This is a genomic window from Streptomyces scabichelini (genome assembly GCF_011045015.1).
Classification (GTDB): Bacteria; Actinomycetota; Actinomycetes; order Streptomycetales; family Streptomycetaceae; genus Streptomyces; species Streptomyces scabichelini.
Genome location: NZ_JAAKZY010000056.1, coordinates 39,801 through 52,747 on the forward strand (window position 1 = coordinate 39,801; position 12,947 = coordinate 52,747).

11 protein-coding genes and 2 pseudogenes are annotated in these 12,947 nt (G+C 71.9%); 8 read left to right on the top strand and 5 right to left on the bottom strand.

The annotated features are described in order from the left end of the window. Positions 1-37 precede the first annotated feature (37 nt). From G5C60_RS19360 to G5C60_RS19375, 4 genes are all read left to right on the top strand, one after another. Positions 38-754: an ANTAR domain-containing response regulator gene (locus tag G5C60_RS19360; protein WP_165260918.1), complete on the top strand. Its 717-nt coding sequence runs from the start codon at positions 38-40 to the stop codon at positions 752-754. A gap of 321 nt (positions 755-1,075) precedes the next feature. Beyond that, a complete protein-coding gene (locus G5C60_RS19365) occupies positions 1,076-1,822 on the top strand; it encodes a hypothetical protein (protein WP_206439710.1) in 747 nt (248 codons plus the stop codon). 96 nt (positions 1,823-1,918) lie between these two features. After that, positions 1,919-3,154: an aminotransferase class I/II-fold pyridoxal phosphate-dependent enzyme gene (locus tag G5C60_RS19370; RefSeq protein WP_165260922.1), complete on the top strand. Its 1,236-nt coding sequence runs from the start codon at positions 1,919-1,921 to the stop codon at positions 3,152-3,154. Then, on the top strand, positions 3,151-4,236 hold the full coding sequence (locus tag G5C60_RS19375; protein WP_165260924.1) for an MBL fold metallo-hydrolase: 1,086 nt from the start codon (positions 3,151-3,153) through the stop codon (positions 4,234-4,236). Before G5C60_RS19370 ends, G5C60_RS19375 begins: the two co-directional genes overlap by 4 nt. Before the next feature lie 122 nt (positions 4,237-4,358). Here the strand turns inward: G5C60_RS19375 and G5C60_RS19380 are convergent, their stop codons facing one another. Both G5C60_RS19380 and G5C60_RS19385 read right to left on the bottom strand, forming a co-directional pair. After that, positions 4,359-4,976, bottom strand: a complete 618-nt coding sequence (locus G5C60_RS19380; RefSeq protein ID WP_165260926.1) for a DedA family protein — start codon at positions 4,974-4,976, stop codon at positions 4,359-4,361. Next, a complete protein-coding gene (locus G5C60_RS19385; RefSeq protein ID WP_165260928.1) occupies positions 4,973-5,746 on the bottom strand; it encodes an MBL fold metallo-hydrolase in 774 nt (257 codons plus the stop codon). Before G5C60_RS19385 ends, G5C60_RS19380 begins: the two co-directional genes overlap by 4 nt. Before the next feature lie 84 nt (positions 5,747-5,830). Here G5C60_RS19385 and G5C60_RS19390 point away from each other — a divergent pair, with 84 nt between their 5' ends. From G5C60_RS19390 to dnaK, 4 genes are all read left to right on the top strand, one after another. After that, positions 5,831-6,256, top strand: coding sequence for a hypothetical protein (locus tag G5C60_RS19390; RefSeq protein WP_165260930.1), 426 nt, complete (start codon positions 5,831-5,833; stop codon positions 6,254-6,256). A gap of 144 nt (positions 6,257-6,400) precedes the next feature. Next, entirely contained in the window at positions 6,401-8,452 is a 2,052-nt protein-coding gene (locus G5C60_RS19395; RefSeq protein ID WP_420907387.1) for an alkaline phosphatase family protein, read from the top strand. A 142-nt stretch (positions 8,453-8,594) separates the two neighbouring features. Beyond that, positions 8,595-9,020 carry an OsmC family protein gene (locus tag G5C60_RS19400; protein ID WP_033320259.1) on the top strand — a complete coding sequence of 142 codons (426 nt, stop codon included), beginning with the start codon at positions 8,595-8,597 and terminating at the stop codon, positions 9,018-9,020. Between the two features lie 166 nt (positions 9,021-9,186). Then, a complete protein-coding gene (gene dnaK / locus G5C60_RS19405) occupies positions 9,187-11,079 on the top strand; it encodes a molecular chaperone DnaK (RefSeq protein ID WP_165260932.1) in 1,893 nt (630 codons plus the stop codon). A 52-nt stretch (positions 11,080-11,131) separates the two neighbouring features. Here the strand turns inward: dnaK and G5C60_RS19410 are convergent, their stop codons facing one another. The 3 genes and pseudogenes from G5C60_RS19410 to G5C60_RS53705 form a co-directional block, all read right to left on the bottom strand. After that, positions 11,132-11,998, bottom strand: coding sequence for a Scr1 family TA system antitoxin-like transcriptional regulator (locus G5C60_RS19410; protein WP_165260934.1), 867 nt, complete (start codon positions 11,996-11,998; stop codon positions 11,132-11,134). A gap of 216 nt (positions 11,999-12,214) precedes the next feature. Further along, positions 12,215-12,829: pseudogene (locus G5C60_RS19415) on the bottom strand (MmyB family transcriptional regulator); the annotation flags it as partial. After that, positions 12,816-12,923, bottom strand: a pseudogene (locus G5C60_RS53705) (transcriptional regulator); the annotation flags it as partial. The pseudogenes G5C60_RS19415 and G5C60_RS53705, both read right to left, overlap by 14 nt. Between the last annotated feature and the right edge of the window lie 24 nt (positions 12,924-12,947).

Here is a 12,947-nt window from a genome sequence, read left to right on the forward strand (position 1 = left end):
GGTGAGCGGGAACGCGCAAAAGACAGGAGGTGAAACCATGCTGGACACCGAACAAATCGGTCCACGGGGCATGGAATCCCCGGAATCCGCACTTCCGGCTCGTCGGCTGTCGGAGCTCGCCGAGCACGCAGCGCGCTGCACCACAGACTGCTGTGGTGCGAGTACCACGGTGTCCAACGGCGGCACGGAGCGACCGGCCGCGGTGACCCACCCCGACCTCGCGGGCCTCGTCTCGGTCCAGCTCCGCTCCGGAGAGGGGCCGATCCCCGTCGCCGTGGACGGCGGTGAACCCGTCGAGACCGGTGACCTGCTGCGTGTGGAGCGCTGGCCGCAGTACCGGGCCGTGGCGCTCGACGCGGGCGTTCGCTGCTGCGTCACGATGCCCTTCCGGCGCGCGGGCCTGACGGTGACGCTCAGTCTTTACAGCTTCCGCCCGGACAGCCTGGATGACGCCTCACACGGTCCCGCCCGAGCCCTCGGCGACCTCGCCACGACCAGTCTCGTACGCGACCGCTCCTACCGCGCGGCGCTCACCGAACTCGACCATCTGGGCGCCGCGTTGCGCACCCGCCCCGTCGTCGACCAGGCGTGCGGCATCATCATGCATGTGCTGGGCTGCGACGCGGACGCGGCCTTCGGGGTCCTGCGTCGTGTCTCGCAGGGCACCAACCGCAAACTGTCCGACGTCGCCTCGTCGCTCGTCGAGACACGGGGGCGCGGCCTGGAACAGGAACTGGCGTCACTGGCGGACTGAGCGCGGGAGCGCTCCGCTAGAAGTGCCGCGATATGCCGTCGATCGTCTGCGGCACCATCGTGGCTGGTCGCGCCCGCGCGGCGGAGCCGCATAGTGTCACAGCCCCGCGCCCCTTCGGGCGCTGTCGAACCGCAGCGGACTTCGCTCGACCCGCTACGCCATCACCCGCTCGGGCGTCCGCGTGGCACGAATGGTGTCCGGCCGCGCGCGTCCGGGCGGTGTGCGGGCTGTGATGTGAAACGGGGCACGACGGCCGTGCCCCTCCTCCGCCGCCCAAGGGCGCGGGAGGCATCACAGCCTTCGGCCGAAGGAGCCCAGCCCATGCGCCGTACCGTCCGCGCCCTGTCCGCCACCGCCCTCGCCGCCGCCGTCCTGGGCACCACGGCCCCGGCCACGACCGCGAACGAAGAGCCGGTCGAGGAGTCGGTCACGGGTCCGGCCACGGTTCCGGTCGAGGAGCCGACCACGGATGCGGCCGGGATCCCGGTCGAGGAGCCGACGACGGATCCGGCCGGGATTCCGATCGGGGAGCCGGAGGAGCCCGTCGAGGAGCCGGCCGCAGGTCCGGTCGCGGAGGTCAGTCCGCGCACTGTGGCCCCCGGTGGCACCGTCACCGTCTCCGTGTCCTGCGACGCGATCGACGGGCACGCGCCCGAGACCATCGACGCCACCTCGCAGGCCTTCGAGCACGGCACCGTCAAACTGCACCGCGTCGCGGGCCACGACAAATCCGGGGCGGGCGCCGCCTACAGCGGCACCGCCCGGATCGCGCCCGCCGCGAACTTCAAGGACGGCGGGCCCGACAAGGTCGGCCCGACCTCCGAGTGGGCCGTCGACGGCACCTGCCCGGCGCCGCCCGGCGCCGAGGAACAGGAGTGGAGCGCGACGTTCACGGTGGCCCTCGACGGCTCCCGCCACCCGGTGGTCCCGCACGGGGTGCGCGCGGGCGAGGGCGGTACGTTCACCGACTCTCCGGCCGCCCTCGCCGCCGGCGGCGTCCTCATCGCGGGCGCGCTCGCCGCCGCCGTCCACAGGCTGCTGCGCAGGGGGTCCTCAGCGAACCGTTGAGCCGCCTGCGTTGGCGACGCGTGACGGTGGGTACTCAGAGCCCAGGGACACAACCGGCACCGTAGGGACCACACGGATCACTGCGCGGAGGTACATATGCGGCGGACGGATCCGGAAGGGCATGGTCCCGTCCGTTACGGCCCACCGCTTCCCGGCCAGGGGCTGCCGGTGCCGCCGGGGCTCGCCGCGGCCGCGGTAGGCGCGCACACCGAACCCACCGGCGGCGGCACCCGGCTCCTGGACGCGGCCTGCGCCTACTGGGCCCGGCGTGGCCTGCCCGCCGACCGCCACCGGACGGCCGCCGCCCCCGGAGCCCCGGCCCTGCTCCTCGCGCTGACCGCCGCGCTCGGCGGCGACGTCCTGCTGCCGCGCCCGCGCGCCACCTGGTGGGCGCCCACGGCACGCCTGCTCGGCACGTCCGTGTTCCATGTGGGGACGTCCGCCGAGTGCGGCGGCGTCCCCGACCCGTACGCCCTCCTGGAGACCGTGCGCCGGGTGCGCGCCGAGGGCGGCGACCCGCGGCTGCTCGTGCTCTCCGTCGCCGACGACCCCACCGCCACCGTGGCCCCGCCCGAAGTGGTCCACGAGACCGTGGAGGCGGCCGCGGGCGAGGGACTGCACGTGATCAGCGACGAGACCTGGCGCGACACCCTGCACGATCCGCACGACACGGTCCTGCTGAGCCCCGCCGAGATGCTCCCCGACCGGGTCACCGTCATCTCCGACCTGGCCGGGCCCTTTCTGCCGCCGGGCTGGCCCGCCGCGATCGCCCGCTTCCCGGACAGCGACCTCGGCACCCGGCTGCGCGACCGCGTACTCGACGTGCTCACCGCGCTCGGCGCCCGCATCGCCACGCCGGTCGCCGAGGCCGCCGCGTACGCACTCGACGAGCCCGACGAGATCACCCTGCGCCTCACCGCGTCCGTACGGCTGCACGCGCGCGTGGCCGCCGCCGCGCACCACGCCGTGGTGACCGGGGGCGCCCTCGCCCGGCCCCCGCAGGCCGGCCGCCACCTCTACGCGGACCTGGGACCGCTGCGCCCCGCGCTCACCGAATACGGCATCGGCGACGCGCAGGAACTGGAGGACTTCCTCACCGCCCGCCTCGGCATGCCCGCCCCCGGCGGCCACCGCTTCGGCGACGATCTCGGCGCCCTGCGCGTACGCCTGGCCACCGGATCCCTCCTCGGAGCAACGGACCAGGAGCGCATGGCGTCTCTCACGTCACCTGAACCTCTGGAATTGCCGCATGTGGAACGCGCGTTGACTCTGCTGGGATCGGTCTTCGACGATCTCCGCGACGACGCTCGGCGATGGGAGTCCCCTCGATGACGCAGCAGACCGAGTCGACCTCGACCACCACCAGGTCCCCGTCCACGTCCAGATCCCCGTCGGAGGACGCCGACGAGCCGGTGTCCTCCGCCCTACCCGCCGCCGGAACGGGAACGCCGCTCGCCGCGCCGCGCCCGCTCGGCGAGCGGCGCATCTGGCCGCGGTCCTTCACCGACCGGCTGACGGCCCCGCTGCCGGACCTCAGGGGCTTCGCCCGGTTCGTCCGTGAGGGCGCGGTACGGCCAGGGCCCGAAGGCCTCGCGGACATCCCGCGGCTGCCGTACGACCCGGCCCCGCTGCCGCGAGTGGACGCGCGGACCGTCGCCGTCTCCTGGGCCGGACACGCCAGCTGGGTGATCCGGATCGGCGGACTCACGGTCCTCACCGACCCGGTCTGGTCCCGCAAGATCCTCGGAACTCCCGCCCGTGTCACGCCCGTTGGCGTGCCCTGGAGCGAACTGCCGCGCGTCGACGCGGTCGTCATCAGCCACAACCACTACGACCACCTGGACGCCCCGACCCTGCGCAGGCTCCCGCGCGACACCCCCGTGTTCGTCCCCGCCGCGCTCGGCAGCTGGTTCCGGCGCCGCCGCTTCACCCGCGTCACCGAGCTCGACTGGTGGGAGGCGGCCGAACTGCGCGGGGTCCGCTTCGACTTCGTGCCCGCCCACCACTGGTCCAAGCGCAGCCTCCACGACACCTGCCGCACCCTGTGGGGCGGCTGGGTGCTGACCGCGTCCGACGGACAGCGCGTCTACTTCGCGGGTGACACGGGCTACGGCCACTGGTTCACCCACATCGGCAACCGCTACCCGGGCATCGACCTGGCCCTGCTCCCGATCGGCGCGTACGAGCCCCGCTGGTGGCTCAGCGACGTCCACTGCGACCCGGAGGAGGCGGTCCGCGCCGCCCAGGACCTCGGCGCCCGCCGGATGGCACCCATGCACTGGGCCACGTTCGTACTGTCGGCGGAGCCGGTGCTGGAACCGCTGACGCGGGTGCGGAGGGCTTGGGAGAGGGCGGGCTTGGCGCGAGAGGATCTGTGGGACCTGCCAGTGGGGGCAAGCCGAATCCTGCCCTGAGCCCTGAGGCCCGAGCCCCGTAGGGGCGCGGGGCTGTGACATTGTGCGGCTCCGCCGCGTGGGCGCGACCAGCCACAGACGACCCGCAGCCGTCATGCCGCCTTGCCCGCCGAGTTCTTCGCTTATGCCATGGACTTACGAACGCGGCGCCACACACTCGGCGCCCCACTGACCACCAGCGTGAGCACAACCGCAGCCACCACACCCTCCCAAGGCTCCTTGAACAGCGAGCCACCGAGGATGCCGATGAGCTGGTACGTCACCGCCCACGCAAGGCAAGCGGGCACGTCCCCCCGCGCGAACTGCCGCATCGGCATCCGCGCCATCAGACACGCCAGCATCACCGGAATCCGCCCCGCCGGCACCAGCCGCGACACCACCAGCACGGTCACCCCATGGGCATCGAGCCGCTCCTGAGCCTGGGCGAGCCGGTCCTCCGGGGCGCGGTCGCGCAGCGCCTGCAACCACCGCGAGCCGTTCTTCGACCCCATCCCGCGCTTCCCGAGCCAGTACAGCGAAACGTCACCGAGGAAGGCCGCGACCGACGCCACCACGAAGACGAGCAAGAGCGAGAACGGCGCCGTCTGGTGGAAGGCCACCACCGCGGCCGAACTCACCAAAGCGCCCGTGGGCACCACGGGCACCAGCGCACCGATCAGCACCAGCAGGAACAACGACGGATAACCGACGGCCTGCTGGGTCGACTCGGGCGTCACGGAGGCCGCCGCGGAAAAGATCACCGCGCGACCTCCGGCCGTACGCTCTCGCCGTGCCCCAGCAGGTGCACGGCCACCTCGGGCGTCCGCTCGCGTGCCAGGCGCTGGAACTCCGGGCCCGGCGCATGGAATTCATGGGGACGCACGGCATCCATGCCGATCGGCCAGTACGTGCCGTAGTGCACCGGCACCGCGCTGCCCGGCAGCAGCCGGGCGAGCGCCTCCGCGGCCCGCCCGGCGTCCAGGTGCCCCTCCCCGAGATACGGTCCCCAGCCGCCGACCGGCAGCAGCGCCACGTCGACCGGGCCGACCTCCTTGGCCATCGCCTCGAACAGGCCCGTGTCCCCGGCGAAGTACGTCCGGGCCTCGCCCTCGACCACAAAGCCGAGGGCGGGCGCGCGGTGCGGCCCGACCGGCAGCCGCCGCCCGTCGTGCCGCGCAGGCACGGCCCGTACGACCAGGTCACCGACCCGCGTCTGATCGCCCGGCGCCACCTCGACGAGCCGTAGATGACCGAGCCTGCGCAGCCCCGGTACGGCGCTTGTGGTGCCCCGCGGCACCAGCACCCGGGTGCCCGGAGCGAGCCGTGCCAGCGAGGGGACGTGCAGATGGTCCGCGTGCAGATGCGAGACGAGGACCACGTCCGCGAGCGCCGCCTCGGGTGGGGGCGGCGCCCCGCGGCGGCGGCGCAGATGTGCGAGCCGGCGGGCGAAGAGGGGGTCGGTCAGCAGGCGCACGCCCGAGTCCTCGACCGTACAGGTGGCATGACCCCACCAGGTGATCTCCACCGGCACCCCCTTTGCCTCCTTCGCGCGACTCCCCCAGAGCCTACGGGCAGGAGTAGGGTCATCGGCGAAACCGGAGGTGAGGGGGACACCATGGGAGAGACGCGCAGTGCCTCCGGCATGCTTCGCGTCACGGCGATCGCCAGTCTGACGCCGCTCGAGGAGCTGGACGCGGAGCCCTTCCTGGTGGACTCGCGCAGCCAGCACGCCATGTGCGCGCGCTGGGCCGCCGAGCGGGGGTACGTCATCACACGGCAACTCCTCGTGCGCGGCCTGCGTCCCGACCACTGCGCGCTCTGGGAGGACGTCGAGGCGGGCCTGGTGGATGTGTTCGTCGCGCCCAGTCACCGGGTCCTGGAGCGGGCGCTCGCCTCGGTCGACGAGTTCACCGCCGAGTGTGCCCGGCGCGGTGTACGCATCGAGACGGTCGGGTGCGCGGAACCGGCGTACGACGCGCAGATGAAGGCCCGGGTCCATCGCCGGCTGTCGATGCCGACGGCGGGGTACGACGGGCGCTGACCTCGCGCCTTCACCCCCTCTGTGCGACCCCCCTTGCGCCGTCACCCGTTGTGAAAAGGTGGGTGACGGGTTTGTCAGCGGGAGGTGGGCGTGAGCGAAAGGCGATGGCGGCGGGTGGGCAGCGCCGTCTGGCGGAGTATCGCGGTGTGGGCGGTGTCCACCGTCACCATGCTGGTGCTCGCCGGGATCCTGCCGGACTTCCGGATCCAGTCGGCCGACGGAGAGAGCGCCACCCGTATCACGGTCGCCGCCGCGGTCGGTGCCGGGGCCTTCGGTCTGCTCTCCGCCCTGGTGTGGCCGCTCCTCGTCCGCGCCCTGCTCCTCGTACCCGCTCTCGTCCTCGGACTGCTCGTCTTCTTCCTCAACGGCTCGCTCCTCCTCGTGGCCCTGCGCTTCAACCCCTCGGGACGGGGCGAGGTCGCCCCGGAGACCGCCGTCGTGGTGGCCGCGGTGATGTCCGCCGTCGCCTCCGCCACCGGCGGCGCCCTCGCCGTCCGGGACGACGACGCGTACCGCAGAAGGCTGTACCGGCTGGCCGACCGCCGTGGCACGGAAGAGCGGGCAGGCCCTGGCCTGTCGACCCCCGGCACCGTCTTCGTCCAGCTCGACGGCGTGGGCCACGACGTGCTCATGGGCGCCGTGGGGCGGGGCCTGATGCCGACCGTCGCCGCCTGGCTCGGCAGGAGCGAGGGGGACGGGGAACGCGAGCGTGGCAGCAGGCGTCCCACCCACCGGCTCACCCGCTGGCGCACCGACTGGTCCAGCCAGACCGGCGCCAGCCAGCTCGGCATCCTGCACGGCTCCAATCACGACATCCCCGCCTTCCGCTGGTACGAGAAGGAGAGCCGGGAGGTGATGGTCTGCAACCGGCCCACCAGCGCCGCCGAACTCCAGCGCCGGGCCATCGAGCGCACCGGCGACGGCGGACTGCTCACCCTGGACGGCGCCAGCCGCGGCAACCTCTTCAGCGGCGGCGCCGACCAGCTCGCCCTGGTGCTGTCCGTGGCAGCGAGGAGGGGGAAGGAGAACCGTTCGCGGGCGGGCTACTTCGCGTACTTCTCCGACCCCGCCAACGCCGTCCGTACCGCCATGTCCTTCGTCGCCGACGTCGGCCGCGAGATCGGCGAGTCCACCCGCGCCCGCCTCAGGAAGCAGCGGCCGCGCGTCAAACGTGGCGGTCTGTACCCCTTCATCCGCGCCTTCGCGACCGTGGTCGAGCGGGATGTCGTCGTCGCCGCGGTGATCGGGGACATGCTCGCCGGGCGCGCCGCCGTCTTCGCGGACCTGGTGGCGTACGACGAGGTGGCCCACCACTCGGGCCCGTACAGCCGCGACGCGGAGAAGGTCCTGGGCCGACTCGACCGCTCGCTGGCCCTGATCGCGCAGGTCGCCGAGCACGCCCCGCGCCTGTACCGCATCGTCGTCCTGTCCGACCACGGCCAGAGCCCCGGCGAGACCTTCCGTGCCCGCTATGGACTCGCCCTCGGCGAACTCGTCAGGGCCGGCTGCGGACTGCCCGTGCCCCGCAAGGCGCAGCGCACGCACAGCGGCGCCGAGGCCAGGGCCACCGTACGGGCCGCGCTGCACAGGCCCGTCGAGGAGGCCGAGGACGAGCATCGCCCGTCCCGCCGCCGCTCGGAACCCATCGTGCTGGCCTCCGGCAACCTCGGCCTCGTGTCCTTCCCGGACGTACCGCACCGGATGAGCCGCGAGGAGATCGACGAGCGCCACCCGGCGCTGCTGTCCACGCTCGCCAACCATCCCGGCATCGGCTTCGTCCTCGTCAGGAGCGAGGAGCACGGCGGCCTCGTGCTCGGCGCGCACGGCGCGGAGATCCCCGTGGACGAACTGGAGAAGAACCCGGGCCCGCTCGCCGACTTCGGCCCCGCCGCGGCAGCCGCCGTACGGCGTACGCACTCCTTCCCGCACGCCGCCGACATCATGGTCAACTCCTGGTACGACCCCCAGGACGGCGAAGTCCTCGCCTTCGAGGAGCAGATCGGCTCCCACGGCGGACTCGGCGGCGCCCAGGGCGAGCCGTTCCTGATGTCACCCCTCGTGCTCTCCGCCCCCGTCGAGGACGGGGAGGAACTGGTCGGCGCCGAGCAGGTGCACCGCGTCTTCAGGCGCTGGCTGCGGGAGGCCGGTGGCCCGGAGGTCCCCCTGCCGGCCCGCGGCGACCAGCGGGCCGCCTGAAGAGCCCGTACGCAGGCAGGTCCCGCCGCCCGCTTCCCTGCCGTTCAACCGTTCTTGGCCCGATCCCCTGAGTGCGCCGGGCCCCGATGTGATCGGATGGGGTGGACGGAACCCATCCAGGGACCCACCGAAAGGAACCATCGTGGCAACGACGCGCACCGCACACACCGTCTGGGAGGGCGAACTGCTCAAGGGCAGCGGCACCGTCACCTTCGACTCCTCCGGCATCGGCTCGCAGCCGGTGTCGTGGCCGTCGCGTGCCGAGGCGGCGAACGGCAAGACCAGCCCGGAGGAGCTGATCGCCGCCGCCCACTCCAGCTGCTTCTCCATGGCCCTGTCGCACGGTCTGACCGGGGCGGGCACCCCGCCGACCCGCTTGGAGACGAAGGCCGACGTGACCTTCCAGCCCGGCGAGGGCATCACCGGTATTCACATCACCGTGCAGGGCGAGGTGCCGGGTCTGGACGCGGACGGCTTCGCCGCGGCGGCCGAGGACGCCAAGAAGAACTGCCCGGTGAGCCAGGCCCTCACCGGCACGACGATCACGCTGACGGCCGAGCTGGCCTGACGCTCGCCAGCACTTCGTACGCACCTCGATGCCGCGTCTCCCGCAGGGCGCGGCATCGTCGTTGTTGGGGTGATCCATACCCGTTTCCGGGGTACCTGGGGTTGACAAGAGCCCACTCAAGTTTTGTGCTGGAGGGCGGGAAGCGCCCGGGTGGAAGGGGACGAAGATGGCACGTGCGGTCGGGATCGATCTCGGTACCACGAACTCCGTGGTGGCCGTCCTGGAGGGCGGTGAGCCCACGGTCGTCGCCAACGCCGAGGGCGCGCGGACGACGCCGTCCGTCGTGGCCTTCGCCAAGAACGGCGAAGTCCTCGTCGGCGAGGTCGCCAAGCGGCAGGCCGTGACCAACATCGAGCGCACCGCGCGCTCCGTGAAGCGTCACATGGGCGACGGGAGCTGGCGCTTCCCGGAGAAGGGCGACATCGACGGCACCCGCTACCGGGCGCAGGAGCTGTCGGCACGGGTGCTGCAGAAGCTGAAGCGGGACGCCGAGGCGTATCTCGGCGAGGACGTCACGGACGCCGTGATCACCGTGCCCGCCTACTTCGACGACGCCCAGCGCCAGGCCACCAAGGAGGCCGGCGAGATCGCGGGCCTGAAGGTGCTGCGGATCATCAACGAGCCGACGGCCGCGGCCCTCGCGTACGGGCTCGACCGCGGCGAGGAGCAGACCGTCCTCGTCTTCGACCTGGGCGGCGGCACCTTCGACGTCTCGCTCCTGGAGATCGGCGAGGGAGTCATCGAGGTCAAGGCCACCAACGGCGACACCCACCTCGGCGGTGACGACTGGGACCAGCGGATCGTCGACCACCTCGTCAAGCGCTTCAAGGGCTCGTACGGCATCGACCTCGGCAACGACAAGATGGCGACCCAGCGGCTGCGCGAGGGCGCCGAGAAGGCCAAGATCGAGCTGTCCTCGTCCACCGAGACGACCATCAACCTGCCCTACATCACCGCGTCCGCCGAAGGCCCGCTGCACCTCGACGAGAAGCTGACGCGCGCCCAGTTCCAGGAACTCACCAGCGACCTGCTCGACCGCTGCAAGAACCCCTTCCACCAGGCGGTCAAGGACGCGGGCATCAAGCTCGAGGCGGTCGACCACGTCATCCTGGTCGGCGGCTCCACCCGGATGCCCGCCGTGACGGAACTGGTCAAGGAACTCACCGGCAAGGACCCGCACAAGGGCGTCAACCCCGACGAGGTCGTGGCACTCGGCGCGGCCCTCCAGGCAGGCGTCATCCGCGGTGACGTGAAGGACGTCCTCCTCCTCGACGTCACCCCGCTGTCCCTGGGCATCGAGACCAAGGGCGGCATCATGACGAAGCTCATCGAGCGCAACACGACCATTCCCACGCGGCGTTCGGAGATCTTCACCACCGCCACGGACAACCAGCCCTCGGTCGGCATCCAGGTCTTCCAGGGCGAGCGCGAGATCGCCGCCTACAACAAGAAGCTCGGCGTCTTCGACCTCACGGGCCTGCCGCCCGCGCCGCGCGGGGTGCCGCAGATCGAGGTCGCCTTCGACATCGACGCCAACGGCATCATGCACGTCTCGGCGAAGGACCTCGCGACGGGCCGCGAGCAGAAGATGACGGTCACCGGCGGCTCGGCCCTCCCCAAGGACGACATCGACCGCATGATGCGCGAGGCGGAGCAGTACGCCGACGAGGACCGCAAGCGGCGCGAGGCCGCCGAGACGCGCAACCAGGCCGAGCAGCTCGTGTACCAGACCGAGCGGTTCCTGCGGGACAACGAGGAACGGATCCCGGCCGACACCAAGTCGGAGGTGGAGTCCGCGATCACCGAGCTGAAGACGCTGCTGGAGTCCCGCGACGGCGCCGACACGAGCGCCCTCCGGGCAGGGGTGGAGAAACTGGCCTCGGTCAGCCAGAAGATGGGCCAGGCCATGTACGCCCAGACCCAGCAGACTCCTCCGGAGGACCAGCAGCCAGGCACCGAGCAGACCGCCTCGAACACTGCCGGCGCCTCGGAGGAGGGCGTGGTCGACGCGGAGATCGTCGACGACGAGAGGGACGACAAGAAGGGGGGCGCGGCCTAGAGGAAGCCCTGCCGCTGGAGGAGGCGGTGCCGCCCAGAGGAGGCGGCGCCGTCTAGAGGAAGTCGTCGCGGCGCTCCTCGATGAGCTGCTTGGTGCGCTGGGTCGAGGCCGCGCGGGCCGTCATGTGGTCCAGGACCTCCAGGTGCGCGGCGACCTCCCTGCGCGAGTCGAGATACAGCGCGCCGGTCAGATACTCGCTGTAGACCATGTCGGGCAGCTCCGGCTGCGCGAAGCGGAACAGCGTGAAGGGCGCGTACGTCCCCGGATGCGGACCTTGCGCGAACTCGGCGACCTGCAAGGTGATGTAGTCGTTCTCGGCGATCACCAGGAGCCGGTCCAACTGCTCCCGCATCACCTCACCCCGTATGCACACCGGCCGCAGCAGGACCGTTTCGTCCATGATCACCCACAGGCGGGGCGGATGTTCGCGGGTCAGCAGCTTCTGCCGGGCCAGCCGCAGCGACACATGCCGTTCGATCTCGTCGGGCCCTCGCTGCCCGACCGTGCCCGCCTCCAGGACGGCGCGCGCGTAGTCCTCGGTCTGCAGCAGACCGGGCACGAAGTGCGGCTCGTACGAGCGGATGACCGAGGCCGCGCCCTCCAGGCTCACATGCAGGCTGAACCAGTCCGGCAGGACGTCGTGGAAGCGCTGCCACCAGCCGGGCCGGTTCGCCTCCTCCGCCAGCGCGACGAACGCCGCGATCTCGTCGTCGGGTACGCCGTACGTCGACAGCAGCACCTGCGCGTACGGGATCTTCAGCGCGACCTCGGCCATCTCCATCCGCCGGACGGTCGCGGCCGTGACACGCAGAATCCGCGCGGCCTCGTCCCGCCGCAGGCCGGACGCCTCGCGCAGTTCCTGAAGCCGTCTTCCCAGCACCACCTGACCCACGGTCGGCGCCGGTCGCCGTTCACTCACGCCACGCCTCCCCACGCGCCGAGCAACGCAAGAAGTCTGCCACGTTCCCGGGAAACGCTCACGGGATCGGGCGCCCCGCATTACCTCTCGCGTAATCGACCATCACCCACGCCCCCCGGCATGGTGGGCGTACCGGGTCCCGGGCCGGCGCACTCCGCTCCGGGACCCGGGTCCCACTGAGACCGGCCTTGCCGAGCACATCAGCACATCAGCACATCAGGCCATCAGCGACTGAAGGTACTTGACCGTCGACGGGTCGGCCGGGAGGAAGGTCTCGATGGCCAGCTCGGCGACGGTCACGTCCATGGGTGTGTTGAACGTCGAGATGGACGAGATGAAGGACAGCACGCGGCCGTCGTGCTCGATCTGCATCGGCAACGCGATGAGGGGGACCGGCTCCGGGGGCTCCGCGGCGCCCTCGGGGGACGGGTTCTCCTGGCACGGATACGCCGCCACCTCCTCGTACAGCGCACGCAGCGGCTCCGAGCGCTGCAGGGCGATCTGCCGCCCCATCTGGTCCAGCAGATGGCCGCGCCACTCGCGCAGATTGCGGATCCTGGGCGCCAGGCCCTCCGGGTGCAGGGTCAGACGCATCGCGTTGAGCGGAGGCGTGAGCAGGTGCTCGGGGATGCCGTCGAGGAGCATCGCGATGCCGCGGTTGGCGGCGACCACGTGGTACGTGGCGTCCATGATCAACGCCGGATAGGGCTCGTAGCCCTGGATCAGCCGCTCCAGGCCCTCCCGCAGCGCACCCATCGCCGGATCGTCCAGCGGCGTTTCCGGATAGTGAGGGGCGTAACCGGCCGCCAGCAGAAGGGAGTTGCGCGGCCTCGTCCCGCCGCAGGCCGGACGCCTCGCGCAGTTCCTGAAGCCGTCTTCCCAGCACCACCTGACCCACGGTCGGCGCCGGTCGCCGTTCACTCACGCCACGCCTCCCCACGCGCCGAGC

What these genes read in the sequence shown, in the direction of transcription:
- G5C60_RS19360 (WP_165260918.1), top strand. Translation starts at nt 38, where the DNA reads ATGCTGGACACCGAACAAATCGGTCCACGGGGCATGGAATCCCCGGAA.
- G5C60_RS19365 (WP_206439710.1), top strand. Translation starts at nt 1,076, where the DNA reads ATGCGCCGTACCGTCCGCGCCCTGTCCGCCACCGCCCTCGCCGCCGCC.
- G5C60_RS19370 (WP_165260922.1), top strand. Translation starts at nt 1,919, where the DNA reads ATGCGGCGGACGGATCCGGAAGGGCATGGTCCCGTCCGTTACGGCCCA.
- G5C60_RS19375 (WP_165260924.1), top strand. Translation starts at nt 3,151, where the DNA reads ATGACGCAGCAGACCGAGTCGACCTCGACCACCACCAGGTCCCCGTCC.
- G5C60_RS19390 (WP_165260930.1), top strand. Translation starts at nt 5,831, where the DNA reads ATGGGAGAGACGCGCAGTGCCTCCGGCATGCTTCGCGTCACGGCGATC.
- dnaK (WP_165260932.1), top strand. Translation starts at nt 9,187, where the DNA reads ATGGCACGTGCGGTCGGGATCGATCTCGGTACCACGAACTCCGTGGTG.